This window comes from Bradyrhizobium sp. USDA 3256 (assembly GCF_054058275.1).
In genome coordinates this window covers 141,896-154,697 of sequence record NZ_JBSSAE010000002.1, presented here as the reverse complement: position 1 = coordinate 154,697, position 12,802 = coordinate 141,896, and the positions used below count along the sequence as shown (strand labels likewise).

Annotated in this window: 14 protein-coding genes, 1 tRNA gene and 1 pseudogene; 6 read left to right on the top strand and 10 right to left on the bottom strand. The window is 65.1% G+C overall.

The annotated features are described in order from the left end of the window. Positions 1–113 precede the first annotated feature (113 nt). From ACVWY5_RS02370 to ACVWY5_RS02355, 4 genes are all read right to left on the bottom strand, one after another. Positions 114–836, bottom strand: a complete 723-nt coding sequence (locus tag ACVWY5_RS02370; protein ID WP_028333530.1) for an LrgB family protein — start codon at positions 834–836, stop codon at positions 114–116. After that, entirely contained in the window at positions 833–1,219 is a 387-nt protein-coding gene (locus ACVWY5_RS02365; protein ID WP_028333531.1) for a CidA/LrgA family protein, read from the bottom strand. The genes ACVWY5_RS02370 and ACVWY5_RS02365 overlap by 4 nt, the downstream gene beginning before the upstream one ends. Before the next feature lie 480 nt (positions 1,220–1,699). After that, entirely contained in the window at positions 1,700–2,179 is a 480-nt protein-coding gene (locus tag ACVWY5_RS02360; protein WP_028333532.1) for a PaaI family thioesterase, read from the bottom strand. Positions 2,180–2,184: 5 nt separating this feature from the next. Further along, positions 2,185–2,619 (bottom strand): acyl-CoA thioesterase, encoded by a 435-nt coding sequence (locus ACVWY5_RS02355; RefSeq protein ID WP_028333533.1) that lies wholly within the window; start codon positions 2,617–2,619, stop codon positions 2,185–2,187. Between the two features lie 181 nt (positions 2,620–2,800). Between ACVWY5_RS02355 and ACVWY5_RS02350 the strand changes: the two genes are divergently transcribed. Then, a complete protein-coding gene (locus ACVWY5_RS02350) occupies positions 2,801–3,358 on the top strand; it encodes a TetR/AcrR family transcriptional regulator (RefSeq protein ID WP_028333534.1) in 558 nt (185 codons plus the stop codon). An 83-nt stretch (positions 3,359–3,441) separates the two neighbouring features. Here the strand turns inward: ACVWY5_RS02350 and ACVWY5_RS02345 are convergent, their stop codons facing one another. After that, the gene (locus tag ACVWY5_RS02345) at positions 3,442–3,927 is read right to left on the bottom strand and encodes a hypothetical protein (RefSeq protein WP_028333535.1); all 486 of its coding nucleotides are present in this window, start codon (positions 3,925–3,927) and stop codon (positions 3,442–3,444) included. Between the two features lie 207 nt (positions 3,928–4,134). Between ACVWY5_RS02345 and ACVWY5_RS02340 the strand changes: the two genes are divergently transcribed. Next, the gene (locus ACVWY5_RS02340) at positions 4,135–4,416 is read left to right on the top strand and encodes a PsiF family protein (protein WP_028333536.1); all 282 of its coding nucleotides are present in this window, start codon (positions 4,135–4,137) and stop codon (positions 4,414–4,416) included. 326 nt (positions 4,417–4,742) lie between these two features. Continuing rightward, on the top strand, positions 4,743–5,828 hold the full coding sequence (locus ACVWY5_RS02335) for an AbrB family transcriptional regulator (RefSeq protein ID WP_152977711.1): 1,086 nt from the start codon (positions 4,743–4,745) through the stop codon (positions 5,826–5,828). Between the two features lie 100 nt (positions 5,829–5,928). Here the strand turns inward: ACVWY5_RS02335 and ACVWY5_RS02330 are convergent. From ACVWY5_RS02330 to ACVWY5_RS02320, 3 genes and pseudogenes are all read right to left on the bottom strand, one after another. After that, positions 5,929–6,499: pseudogene (locus tag ACVWY5_RS02330) on the bottom strand (disulfide bond formation protein B). A gap of 113 nt (positions 6,500–6,612) precedes the next feature. Beyond that, complete coding sequence (locus ACVWY5_RS02325) at positions 6,613–7,017, bottom strand: imm11 family protein (protein WP_028352117.1); 405 nt, start codon at positions 7,015–7,017, stop codon at positions 6,613–6,615. After that, a complete protein-coding gene (locus ACVWY5_RS02320) occupies positions 7,014–7,286 on the bottom strand; it encodes a hypothetical protein (protein ID WP_050385622.1) in 273 nt (90 codons plus the stop codon). The genes ACVWY5_RS02325 and ACVWY5_RS02320 overlap by 4 nt, the downstream gene beginning before the upstream one ends. Positions 7,287–7,613: 327 nt before the next feature. Between ACVWY5_RS02320 and ACVWY5_RS02315 the strand changes: the two genes are divergently transcribed. The 3 genes from ACVWY5_RS02315 (at position 7,614) to ACVWY5_RS02305 (ending at position 9,522) form a co-directional block, all read left to right on the top strand. Beyond that, a tRNA-Leu gene (locus ACVWY5_RS02315) sits at positions 7,614–7,698 on the top strand. Positions 7,699–7,788: 90 nt separating this feature from the next. Continuing rightward, positions 7,789–9,291: an integrase arm-type DNA-binding domain-containing protein gene (locus tag ACVWY5_RS02310; RefSeq protein ID WP_321176750.1), complete on the top strand. Its 1,503-nt coding sequence runs from the start codon at positions 7,789–7,791 to the stop codon at positions 9,289–9,291. A gap of 51 nt (positions 9,292–9,342) precedes the next feature. After that, entirely contained in the window at positions 9,343–9,522 is a 180-nt protein-coding gene (locus ACVWY5_RS02305) for a hypothetical protein (RefSeq protein WP_028333541.1), read from the top strand. Positions 9,523–9,526: 4 nt separating this feature from the next. Here the strand turns inward: ACVWY5_RS02305 and ACVWY5_RS02300 are convergent, their stop codons facing one another. Both ACVWY5_RS02300 and ACVWY5_RS02295 read right to left on the bottom strand, forming a co-directional pair. Next, positions 9,527–10,837, bottom strand: a complete 1,311-nt coding sequence (locus tag ACVWY5_RS02300) for an HlyD family type I secretion periplasmic adaptor subunit (RefSeq protein WP_028333542.1) — start codon at positions 10,835–10,837, stop codon at positions 9,527–9,529. Beyond that, positions 10,834–12,750 (bottom strand): type I secretion system permease/ATPase, encoded by a 1,917-nt coding sequence (locus ACVWY5_RS02295; protein ID WP_028352115.1) that lies wholly within the window; start codon positions 12,748–12,750, stop codon positions 10,834–10,836. The genes ACVWY5_RS02300 and ACVWY5_RS02295 overlap by 4 nt, the downstream gene beginning before the upstream one ends. Positions 12,751–12,802 lie beyond the last annotated feature (52 nt).

Sequence of the window (12,802 nt, the reverse complement as noted above, 5' to 3'; positions counted from 1 at the left end):
TTTGAGTTGCGGAGAAGACCAAGGGGGAACAGACTCGCGTTTGAGGCGGCGACCCTAGAAGGATTTGCTGTTCAACGCCATACCAATAGCACAAAACTGCCCTGCAGCCGGGATCAGCGCAGCAGATATGTCACAGCCAGCGGCACCAGCAGCGTGGTGACCAGCGCATTCAGGCTCATCGCGATCCCGGCAAAGACGCCGGCGACCTCGTCGACCTGGAAGGCGCGCGCGGTGCCGATGCCATGGGCAGCGATGCCCGCCGCAAAGCCGCGGGCGCGAAAGTCCGTGATGCCGGTGAAGTTCATCAGGGGCGTGACGATGATCGCGCCCATGATGCCGGTGAGGATCACCGACACCGCGGTCAGCGAGGGATCGGCGTGCAGGGATTCGCTGATGCCCATCGCGACGCCGGCGGTGACCGATTTCGGCGCCAGCGACAGGATGACGTCGCGCGGCAGCCCGAACGCCTGCGCCAGCAACACCACCGAGACGATCGCCGTCAGTGAGCCGATCGCGAGCGCAACCAGCATCGGCAGGATCGCCGCCGCGACCCGCCGGCGATTCTCGTAGAGCGGCACCGCGAGCGCCACCGTCGCCGGCCCGAGCAGGAAGTGCACGAACTGCGCGCCGGCAAAATAGGTGGTGTAGGAGGTCCCGGTCAGCAGCAGGAACACACCGATGATCCACACCGAATGCAGCACGGGATTGGCGAGCGGATGCCGCCTTGTCTTCAACGATACCGCGTCAGCCGCCGCGTAGGTCAACAGCGTCACCGTCAGCCAGAGCAGCGGCGACTGCGAAAGGTAGACCCAGAGCGAGAACGGATTGTCGCTCACAGCCTCTCCTCCTCGCGCGAAAACAGGCTGCTCGCCGCAACGAAGGTTGCAACCGTCGCCAGCAGGGTGACGATGACCGAAACCGCGAGGATCACCAGGACGGCGATGCCGTGCTCGGCGAGCAGATCGAGCTTCTGCACCACGCCGACGCCGGCCGGAATGAACAGCAGCGAGAGATTGGCGAGCATGCCGCGGCTCGCGCTCTCGACACCGTCATCGCCGAGCGGCCCGCGCGCCAGCGCCGGAAAGCGGTCGCGCGCCAACAGCAGCAACAGCAGCAGCACGAGGCCAACCACCGGGCCCGGCACCGGTACCGCCAGCGCGCGCACGGCGACTTCGCCGACCAGCTGGCAGAGCAGGATCAGGCTGAGGCTGGCGATCATGGCAGGAAGCTCACGCGAGACATCCGCGTATCAGGTCGTTGTGGCAGGACCTTGTCAATGCGCGGGTCTTGAATGCGTGCGCAGATCTTGGGCGCCGCCGCTCTCAAATCCGTCACACCTTCTCAAACCGTCATCCCCGCTTGTCGTCCCTGCGAAAGCAGGGACCCATAACCACCGCATTCGGTGATGACCGGGATCGTGGCCCCAGCAAGCGCAACAATTGAGATTCGGGGTAATGGGTCCTGGCCTTCGCCAGGACGACACGGGTGTGTGGCGCGGCCTGCATCCACAATCGTCCCTGCGAAAGCAACACGCGCCTCGACCAGCCCCGTCATCCCCGCACAAAGGCTTCGCCTTTGTCGCTGGAGGTGCGCGCTCTTGCGCGCCTCGAAGGATGCACGGCCCAGATGTTTCCGCATGTTGTTTCCTGACGACCGAGAGTGGGGCCGTCGACCCTTCGAGACGCCGCTTCGCGGCTCCTCAGGGTGACGGAGATGAAGCTCCGCTCATCGCCGGCGACTCCCGCCTTTGCAGCGCCATCAGCGTGCCGCTCATGGTCGCGACCAACGTCTCGACGCCGTCCTGGATCGCATAGGCGCGGCCGTCGCAGACCGTTAGTGTGCGGCCGGGCTTGACCACGACGCCGCGGAACACGAACCGCTCGCCGCGGGCCGGCGCCAAGAGATTGGTCTTGAACTCCACGGTGAGGATGTCGGAGCCTTCGGGCATCAACGTGAAGGCGGCGATGCCGCAGGCATTGTCGAGGCCCGCGGTGATGATTCCGGCATGCACGAAGCCGTTCTGCTGGCAGAACTCTGGCGCATAGGGCATCGCAAGATCGACCTCGCCGGGCTCCATGCGCGCGATCGAGATGCCAAGCGTCTGCATCGCGCGCTGGCGCGCGAACGTATCGGTCGCAACCGCACGGTAATCGGGATTCTTCGGCTCGAAACGGGGCATGGCGGTCACGCGATTGCGGGCTCTGAAGGCACGAGATGCGGCATCGCGGCGTAGCGGATCGCCGGTGCAAACGGCGCCGATCTGCGCGCCGCACGGTCGATATGCACGGCCGCGATCTCGCAGGTCGCGGCGATCTCGCCGGTCTCCGCATTGCGCATCTCGTGCAGGATACGGATCGACTTGTCGCGGAACTCGACCAGCCGGCTCTTGACCTCGACAAGGTCGCCGGCGAGCAGCTCGCGCTTGTAGGAGATGTTCTGCTGCACGGCGGCCATGCCGCAACCGGACTCGCGCAGATAGCTCGGCGTCAGGCCGAGCCGCGCGAACATGTTCCAGTTCGCCTCGTCGAACTTGCCGACATACCACATGACGTTCATGTGGCCGATATGGTCGCAGTGCCAGGGATAGACCGTGCCGCGGTACGTCGCCTCGCCCTCCATCGGATTCCTCCTTCGATTTTTGATACGGTAGCGTATCAGGGACGAAGCAGGCTAGCAATACGGCACCGTATCAAAGCATGATCCGGAAAAGTGCGAAGCGGTTTTCCGAAAAGATCATGCACAGACAAGCGATTAATGCGCGATGACGATCCCATCGCGCATTATGATGCGCGGAGATCGCATGACTGAAAGCAAAGGCGACGTCTGGGTCGCGGCCGGCTTCGCCGAACTCGCCCATAGCGGGGTCGACGGCGTACGGGTCGAGGTACTGGCCAAGAATCTCGGCATCACCAAGGGCGGCTTCTACCGCCGCTTCAGGGATCGCGCCGCGCTGCTCGAGGCCATGCTGACACGCTGGCGCGACGGCCGCATCGCATCGATCGAGAAGCACACCGCGCTCGACGGCGCCAGTGCGCGCGAGCGGCTGAAGGCGATCATCACGCTGTATTCGGAGCGCATGAACACCGAGGCGATGGCGGTCGAGCTCGCGATCCGGCAATGGGCGCGCACCGATGAGGCCGCTGCCGCCGCCGCCGCGAGCGTCGATGCCGCGCGGCTGAAGAATGTCGCCCAGCTCTATCGCGCCACCGGGCTGCCGATTGAAGAGGCCGATGCGCAGGCCTTCCTGTTCTACTGCTTCATCTTCGGCCAGAGCCTGCTGTTTCTCGAGCGCGGCCCGCGCAAGCGCGCGCAATTGCTGGCGCAGTCGGCGGACAAGCTGCTGACGGAAAACCCGTAGGTAGAGAGCTGCAGCCAATAGAGCCGGTGCAAACGGAAAGCGGCCGGCTGACGCCGGCCGCTCGCCAAACTCGGTCGGCTCGCTCAGGCGCCCTTCAGGCGCTTGTTGCATTCGCTGTAATAGCCGCCGCCCTTCTGGATCCACTTCAGGCCGCCATTGCCGCCGGTGGTCTTGTTGGCGTTGTACTGGTCGACGCAGGTGTGCATGCGTCCCTTGCCTTCGGACTCCTTGGCGTATTTGGGATCGATGGCGTTCGGAAATACGGCGGGTCCTGCCGGCGCCGCGGGTGCCGCGGCGGGCGCCTGCTTGGCTTCCTTCGGCGCGGCCGGAGCGGGCGCAGCGGCTGCCGGCGGCGGAGCGGCGGGCGCCGCGGCCGGTGTCGCGTCGGCGCCGCACTGCGCCTTGCGGAAATCATTCCACTTCTGGCCGCCGAGGGTGCCGGCCGACTTGGCCGCCTGGTACTTGGCGCTGCATTCCTGCGCGGTCAGGGCCTGCGCCGGCGCGCTCGCCGCAAAGGCTGCAAAGCCCGACACCGCAAGCACGCACAACAATCTGGTCTGAATGGTCATCCCTGGTCTCCCGTCATCCCTGGTTTCCCGTTGGTTTCCCGTTGGGGCATTGGCGTAAGACCATTATCCTAGCGCAACCCCGACTTGCGACAACGCGCCAGCGCGCCTGCGCTTTAAAATATTGTGGCGGCGGGACCGCTGCATGTTCATCCACGGTTCAGCATCGTCGCGCGACGTTTCGGCCCTCTTTCCCTCACGAGGTGCCCCATGAAGACGATTTCCATGCTCGCGTCCGCAACCGCCCTTGCCTCCCTGCTGCTGACGGGCGGAGCTTTCGCGCAAACGGCCGCGCCCGCCGCCAAGGACGCCGCTCCCAAGGCCGAGACCAAGGCGCCGGCCGAGAAGAAGCAGCGCACCGCGGAGTCGCTGGAATGCTCGAAGGAAGCCGACGCCAAGGGGCTGCACGGCAAGGAGCGCAAGAAATTCCGCTCCGAATGCAAGAAGGAGAAGTCGGGCGGCGCCGCCGCTGCGCCGGCGGCGACGAAGTAACGTCCGGACCGGTTTGATGCGATTCGCTCTCCCCATCGGGGAGGGCAATCGCACATGCGCTCGATCCCTCGACGACTCCGTGATGCCCGGCCTTGTGCCGGGCATCGACGTGTTGGCTTGCGCGTGGAAAAGGCGTTGATTGCCGGGACACCTCCGCGAAGACGCGCTTCGCGCTTCTGCCCGGACATGACGAGTTTGTGGCGATACTGATCGCAATCCCCGGCGCGTTTCGAAGGGTGAAAATCTGTGCGCCGGGCGAGCCGGGGCGCAATGCTGCAATCGCGAGATGCATTTGTCGCGTTCACGCGAATTTGCCATAAGGCGGCGTGACCCTGATCCGCGCTTCGATGGCAACGGCCATTCCCGACCGCAGCAAAGTCCTGAACGGGCTCGAGACCCTCGTCATCGGCACCGTCGGCGGCTTGCTGTTTCTGTGGGCAGAATTGCCGGGCGGCCTGATCTCGGGGGCGATGGTCGCGGTCGCGATCGCCGCATTGGCCGGACGGCCGCTCGCGGTGCCGGCGGTGCTGACGCAATCGGTGCTGCTGTTGCTCGGCATCTCCCTCGGCTCGCTGATGTCGCAGCAATTGCTGCAGCACATGAGCTCCTATCCGCTCACCATCGGCCTGCTGGCGCTGGCGACGTTCTGCTCGACCTTCGGCTCGAGCCTCTATCTGCAACGCGTCCATGGCTGGGACCAGACCTCGGCTTTCCTTGCCGGCAGCCCGGGCGCGCTGTCGCAGATCACGATCCTTGCCGCGGAAAAGGGCGCCGACGTCGCGGCGATCGCGGTGGTGCAGACCATGCGCGTGATCATCTTGACCGCCGCGCTGCCGCTGGTGCTGGCGCTGACCGGGGTGACACATGCCGCGCCGCCGCCATTGCCGACCTCGATCGCCTCGCCGTTCGGCCTCGTCGCGCTTGTCGCCTTATCGATCGGCGTCTCGCTGCTGCTGCGCTGGATCAAATTCCCCGCCAGCTGGATGTTCGGCGCGATGCTCGCCTCCAGCCTGCTGCACGGCTCCGGGCTGGTCGATGGCGGCCTGCCGCCCTGGCTCCGCAACGTCGCGCTGGTCGGCATCGGCGCCATCATCGGCACCCGCTTCGCGCGGATGAAGACCTCGACGCTGCTCAGTCACGTCAATGCCGGGCTCGGCTCGTTTGCGATTGCCATCCTGATCTCGGCCGTGTTCGTCGCGGTGATCGGCTTCACCACCCATGTGCGGCTCGCCGACGTCGTGGTCGCCTTTGCCCCCGGCGCGATGGACGCGATGCTGGCGCTGGCGTTGACGCTGCACATCGACCCGATCTTCGTCGGCGCGCATCATCTGTCGCGCTTCCTGTTCGTCACCATCTCGACGCCGGGCATCATCCATCTGTTCGGCCGGCCGCAGGACGACGTCGACGATTAGCTCGAAAGCGTTGGATGGGTAGAGCGCAGCGAAACCCATCGCTTTCGTCGCGCCTAAAGAGAAATGGTGGGTTTCGCTTCGCTCTACCCACCCTACTGGCTCAGGCCTTCGCGGCTCGCATCACGCCCCAACCGGCGATCGCGGCCATCGCGAGCGAGATCAGCACGTTGTAACCGGCCAGCGAAATGCCGAGGAAGCGCCACTGCACCTCGTCGCAGCGCACCACCTTGACCTTGTCGAGCTGGTCCAGCAGCGAGCCGGCCTTGCCGAAATCCACCATCGGGCCGGTGCAATCGGTCGGCCCCGGCCAGAATCCCCATTCGACACCGGCGTGATAGGTACCGAGCCCGGCATTGGCGAGCGCGGGCGAGGCCGAGGATCACGAGGCCCGCGAGCAGCACCGGACGCGGCGCGCCGCGGGCGGCCGCGAGCGCCACCACGGCGCCGAGCGGCACCGCGAGGTAATAGGCATAGCGCTGCTCGAGGCAGAGCGGACAGGGCATGATCTCCAGCACGAGCTGGAAGAACCAGGCGCCGGCCAGGGTCGCCGCCGCGATCACGGCAATCGCCAGCGCCGAGGTCAGCGCCGGATTGCCGGCGGAAGCATGCGACGGATGGGCGGCGGCAATAGTCACGTCGGTCCTCCTGCGAGCATCGTTCGGGAGGGTCATGGGCCCTGCTCCAAGGTCGTCGATTGCGGTCGTATCGCGTGAAAATACCGCTGTCGAGGCGCGGGACAATCACATCCGCGCGGGTTGACCGTGACGGCCGCCGTCCGCCGCGGTCAGATCGCGTTCAGTCGATGATGCGTGGGAACGCGCAGGCCCCACTGGGTCATCGCCGCCTGCAGCTCATCGGAAAAGAAAAGACTCGGATTGAGCAGCCTGCGTTCATGCCAGAGATGGGCGCCGGCGCTGACACGCTTCAAGACCGTCAGACTGCCATAGCCCTTTTTCGTGGGATTGTTTGCAAAATACGCCGTCGATCCCTCCGACACCTGATGGACGGCGCTTTGTTCCGGCACGAAGCTGTCGATGTAACGGCGGACGATGATGCCGTAATACGGAACGGGGTAGTCCTTGCCCTTCGGCGTGGTGATCCGTAACGGCCAGAACTGGTGCACGCCCGGCTCCAGCTTCTCGATGATGGCGTGCAAGGGTGCATCGACGGCACGGACGCCGTTGGTCAAATGCAGCAGCGATCCGAGCGATTTGCGTGACTCCTCCATCCTGAATTCCAACGGGCATTCGTGCGGCTCGAGCAGCCCCTGTCCTCCCTGAACTTGCGAGCCACCTCGCCGATGTAAGCGACATGCCAGTCGTTCAGCGCCGCCCTCTGCTCCGCAGACATCTGCTCGTCGAAATATTGCTTGAGGCCTTCCTCCCAGCCCACATAGTCGCCGTTCGGGAAGAAGTCGCCGAAGTGGCTGCGCTCGTACCATCCCCACACCATGTTCAAGTGCCCCTTGCTTCAAGTGCCCCTTGCGTCATCGAGATCGACGAACCGGACAATACCGTTACGCTCGCGCCTCCGTCTCGAAGTAGGTTGCCGCAGCCGCGGCCAGGCTCGGGGACGGTGGCAGCGGCGGCCGCTGCCGGGCAAACTCTTCCGTGACCGCCATACGGACGGGCGACGGCTTTGCGTCGTCCTTGGGGTCACACCCCCGGAAATTCCGCTGCCGGGGCGCGGGACATCCCGCCCGCGCGGGTTGACCGTGACGGGCCGCCCGCTATAGTCCGCCGCGCTTCGCGACCCCCGGCCTTCTCGGCCGGGACCATTGCGAATGCCCCTGTGGCGGAACTGGTAGACGCGCTCGACTCAAAATCGAGTTCCGCAAGGAGTGCTGGTTCGATTCCGGCCAGGGGCACCAACCAGGCCGTTCAGGCCCGTTCCAAATCGTTCGCAACCGTCCGCGCGATGCTCGGAAACCCTTGAAAAACAGGGCTTTACGCGTACATCGGTGTTCGTCACCGTTTGTTCTCATCCGATCCCAGCCGGCCGATTTGTTGGTATTTTTGTTGGTATCGTGTTGGTATCGGGAGAACAAACGTTCACGGCGACTTTCGCTATTCCGAATGAAGGAATTGAGCCGATGGCCCGCAAGAACGGTGGCGCGTGCGCCAACCCCAAGCAGATCAGAACCGACGTCGACTGCCGCGCCGCGCAACCACGATTCGACAATGGCGCGTGGAGCGCCGCCAAGATTTCCGACGCGACCGGTGGAGGTCTCTATCTCTTCGTCACGCCCGACGAAACCAGGCCCGGCAAGCCTGCCTCCAAGCTCTGGCGGATGGGCTACCGCTTCCACAGCCGCCAGAAAACCTACTCCATCGGTCCTTACGGCAACGGCAAGGACGGCACGTTCTCGCTCGCCGACGCGCGGCGCGAGCGCGACAAAGCCAAAGATCTGCTCAAGAACGGCAAAGACCCGAGCACCGAGAAGCAGCTCGAAAAGCACAGGCAGAAGGCGGCCCGGCCTTTCGAGGAATGGGCCGACGAGTGGCTCGCGAAGAAGAAGGTGGAGAAAGTCAAACGCGGCAGGATCGTCGCGGTCCGTGACGCCAAGACCATCGAGGTGCTTAAGCTGCGCGTCGGCTACGTCAAAGCTCGCTTCGGCAAGCTGTGCAGGCTGGATATCAAGCGTCCAGACGTGCTCGCCTTTATGCGTTCATACGAAGCCGCGGGAAAGCTGGAAACCCGCGACCGCGTGCGCAGCATCGGCGAGCAAATCTGCAACTATGCCGATGTCGAAGGCGACGGCTACAATCCGTTCCGCAACCTGAATGGGCAGATGATTGCCAACATTTCGACGCCGCGTCCCGGCGTCACCGAACCACGTGACGTGACGCGCGTCTTCAAGCTCATCAGCGCACCGTGGACGAGAGCGAGGTTTGGTGACGTTGTTGGCCTTGGGTTGCGATTCGATGCGCTGACCGTTCCCCGCCCCGGCATGGTCAATGAAATGGAGTGGAGCGAGGTCGATTGGGACGCCGAACGTTGGACTGTTCCAGCCGCCAAGATGAAGACCGGCTGGGACCATGTCGTGCCCTTGTCACGGCAGGCACTCGCAGTCCTACGGAGCGTTCAGAAGCTAACCGGCCATCGCCGATACGCGTTTTCCAGCTCGAGGGATGCGCCGCTGTCGAACAACACGCTCAACAAGCGCTTGCGGCTGCTTGGCATTGACACCAAGACTGATCATTGTGCCCACGGATTCCGGATGACCTTCTCGACCCTGTCCCACCACGAAGAAATCAAGGACGCCAAGGCATGGGACGGCGATGTCGTCGAGCTGCAGCTCGCGCATCTCGACAACTCTACTGTGGAAGGTCTCTACAAGAAGCACGGACCACTCGCGCTGATCGGCTCGCGCACGAAGCTGATGCAGCATTGGGCTGATCGGATCGACCACTGGCTCGATCCCAACAGGGTGATGCCGATCAAAGGTGGCGCGCAGCGGTGAGCCCGTCAAGAGGGACGGGTTGAAGTTCGGTCACTCAGCGCCGCTCGGATCGTGACTGATCACGAGTTCATAACCCGGCAGGGTCTGCCGGCTGACGACAAACTGTTTGAGCAGCGAGAGCAGCCATTCTTCGTCGGCGGCTGCTATTCATGGCGGCTGGATGGACCGTTCGTGGCGGAGACATTCCCGCAGTTCGCGCAGAAGCCGGTCGAGGCCAAGCACGCTTCGTGAGCCGCTAGCGCTCTCGCCAGGCGCGCATCAGCTGATCGGAGAACGGCTTGAAGAGGTAAGACATCACTGTGCGCTGCCCGGTCTGAATAAAAGCTTCGACCGGCATGCCAGCGATCAGCTTCACATTGCCGAGGCGGGCCATCTCCGCCTCCGTCACCGCAATGCGGGTGACATAGAAGCTGGCTCCGCTCTTTTGGTCGTTCGTGACATCAGCGGACACGTGATTCACTTCACCGTTGAGCTGGGGCGTTGTCCGTTGGTTGAAGGCGGTGAACCGCAGCAGCACCGGTTGGCCGACGGACACGCGATCGATCTCGTGTGGGGCGATGCGCACCTCGACGACGAGCAAGTCGTGAGCGGGGACGATCAGCATGATCGGCTCGCCGGCGGTAACGACGCCGCCTATCGTGTGCAGCGCGAGCTGCTGCACGGTGCCATCCTGCGGCGCGCGGATGTCGATGCGCTTGAGCTGATCCTCGGCGGCCACCCGCTTCTCGACCAGTTCCGAGGTCTTCGCGCGAATCTCGGCGAGCTCCTTTCCCACCTCGGTGCGGAGATCCTGATCGATCTGCATGATTTGCAGCGCGGTCTCGGTGATCCGGCCCCTTGCTTCGGCGATCGAGGCGACCAGAGCGCCGCGTTCGCCGTGCAGGCGCACTGCATCGCGCTCAAGGGTGGTCACGCGCGTGATCTGGACCAGGTTCTTGCGCCACAGCTCGCGCACGCCAACAAGCTCTTGGTCGACAAACGTTGTCTCGCCGTCTTTCGCCTCGATCTGCTCTTCCAAGCCGCGGATCTGCTCTCGCAGCTGGCCGACACGCTCGTTGAGCTGTGCCTTCTTGCCTGCTCGGGCGGTACCGCGCAGTTCGAACAGCTTGTGCTCGCCGAGGAGCACCCGCGCTACGTCCGTGTCGGAGACACGCGCGATGAGGTCCGCGGGAAAATCGACGCGCTTCTGGTCGTCGCGCTCCGCCTCGAGCCGGGCCTGGCGTGCCGCCATCTCGTCGAGGCTCTTGAGAATGACCAGAAGGTTGGCCCGCGTCACCGTCTCGTCGAGCCGCAGCAGCACGTCTCCGGCCTTCACTCTGGAGCCCTCACGGACATTGAGCTCGCCCACCACGCCGCCGGTGGGGTGCTGCACCTTCTTGCTGTAGCTGTCCACCACCAGCGTGCCCGCGCCGATGACGGCGCCTGCGAGCTCCGTCGTGGCGGCCCAGCCGCCGACGGCGCCTGAGAGAATGATGACCCCCACGAGCCCAGCGCGAAGGTGCCGGCGAATCGAGGGCGGCACTACACTGACCGACTCGCGGTTCATGTGCTCGCTCCCTCGCTCACGACCTTGAGCGGCACCGATGCCGGCCGCGACTGCATCATCTTGGCCAGCAGCGCGTCCTTCGGCCCGTACGTCTGCACACGCCCCTGCGACATCACCATCAACTGGTCGACGCCGGCGAGCGCGCTGGTGCGGTGTGCAACGACGATGACAATGCCGCCGCGCGCGCGCACGCCCGTGATGGCTTGCGTCAGGGCCTGGTCGCCCTCCAGGTCCAGGTTCGAGTTGGGTTCATCGAGAACCACCAGGAACGGATCGCGGTACAGCGCACGGGCCAGCGCGATGCGCTGGCGCTGCCCAGCCGAGAGCGCCGCGCCGTCCTCGCCGATCTGCGTATCGTAGCCATCAGGCAGTTGCAGGATTGTTTCATGCACACCGGCCGCCATTGCGGCCGCGATCGTCGCTGGCCCGTCGGGCTCTGGATCGAAGCGGGCGATGTTCTGGGTTACCGTTCCGGCGAATAGCTCCACGTCCTGCGGCAGATAGCCGATATGTTGCCCGAGTGCCTCCGAGTTCCACTGATCGAGGGCGGCACCGCCGAGCCGCACCTTGCCACCCACCGACGTCCAGACGCCGACGAGGGCGCGCACCAGCGATGACTTGCCAGAGGCACTCGGGCCGACGATACCGAGCCCTTGCCCGGGCTTCAGCGTGAAGGAAACCTCGAGCACCACCGGGCGCTGATCGCCTGGCGGCGCCACGGAGACGGTCTCGACGGCGAGGCCTTTGCACGGCGGCGGCAACGGAGTCTTCTCCGACTCGTCCGGGAGCTGCGCCCAATATTGCCGCAGACGTTTCCAGCTCTGCCGGGCCGCGACCAGGCTTTTCCAGTGCGCGATGGCGAGCTCGACCGGAGCCAGTGCGCGCGACGTCAGGATGGCGCCGGCAATAATGATCCCGCCACTCGCCTCCTGTCGAATGACCAGATAGCCACCGACGCCGAGCACCGCCGATTGCAAGACCATGCGCAGCACCTTGGAGACGGAGCCGAAGCCGCCAGCGATGTCGGCGGCGCGCCGCTGGCTGGCCATGTAGCCGTCGTTCGCCACCGCCCAGCGCGCGGCAAGGCGCCCCCGCATGCCCATCGCCTGCAATACCTCGGCATTGCGGCGGCTGGCCTCGGCCAGGGCATTGCGCTGCGCCACCCGCCCGGTGATGTCCTTGGTGTGCGCGCGCGTCAGCCGGTCGGTGACAAGCGTCAGCGAGACAAGCAGCAGCGCGCCGATCAGTGCCGTGTGCCCCAGCAACGGGTGGAACAGATAGCAGATCGTGAGATAGAACGGGATCCACGGCAGGTCGAACAGCGCGGTCGGGCCGAGCCCGGAGAGATAGCTGCGCACCTGGTCGAGATCGCGCATCGGCTGCAGCCCGTCGCCGCTGACGCGCCCCCGTAGCGGCCAGCGCGCGACGATGTCATAAGCGCGCTCCGAGAAAGCGCGATCGAGCCAGTCGCCGATCCGGACCAGGATGCGCCCGCGCACAATGTCAAGGAATGCCTGGAAGAGATAGAGGCCGCAGGCCAGGACGACGAGGCCGACGAGCGTCGGCACGCTGTGGCTCGGCACCACGCGGTCGTAGACTTCCAGCATGAAGAACGAACTGGTGAGGTACAGCACGTTCAGCATGGCCGTGATCAGGCCGATGCCGATCAGCACGCCGCGGCAGGCGCGGAGCAGCGAGGGCAGATCGTGTGCGGGCGACGGCCCGTCGTGATCACCGGCAGGGGCGGGGCGCGCGCTCGCCCGCCGGCGCCGCGCCAAGCGGAACAGAAGGATCGCCGCCACGATAGGCAGCGCTGCGCGGAGCATGAGGTCGCGCGGCCCGTCGAAAGCCGGGCCGAGCCAGGCTTGCGCGTCGGCTGCGATTCGAGACCAGCACTCCGAGAGAATGTCCAACACGCGTATCGATTCCTAGAGGCTTTTCTTGGAGGCTTTCGAACTCGAGAGG

Coding starts and splice junctions, on each gene's coding strand:
- ACVWY5_RS02365 (WP_028333531.1), bottom strand. CDS start 1,219: ATGATCGCCAGCCTCAGCCTGATCCTGCTCTGCCAGCTGGTCGGCGAA.
- ACVWY5_RS02360 (WP_028333532.1), bottom strand. CDS start 2,179: ATGCCCCGTTTCGAGCCGAAGAATCCCGATTACCGTGCGGTTGCGACC.
- ACVWY5_RS02355 (WP_028333533.1), bottom strand. CDS start 2,619: ATGGAGGGCGAGGCGACGTACCGCGGCACGGTCTATCCCTGGCACTGC.
- ACVWY5_RS02350 (WP_028333534.1), top strand. CDS start 2,801: ATGACTGAAAGCAAAGGCGACGTCTGGGTCGCGGCCGGCTTCGCCGAA.
- ACVWY5_RS02345 (WP_028333535.1), bottom strand. CDS start 3,927: ATGACCATTCAGACCAGATTGTTGTGCGTGCTTGCGGTGTCGGGCTTT.
- ACVWY5_RS02340 (WP_028333536.1), top strand. CDS start 4,135: ATGAAGACGATTTCCATGCTCGCGTCCGCAACCGCCCTTGCCTCCCTG.
- ACVWY5_RS02300 (WP_028333542.1), bottom strand. CDS start 10,837: ATGAACCGCGAGTCGGTCAGTGTAGTGCCGCCCTCGATTCGCCGGCAC.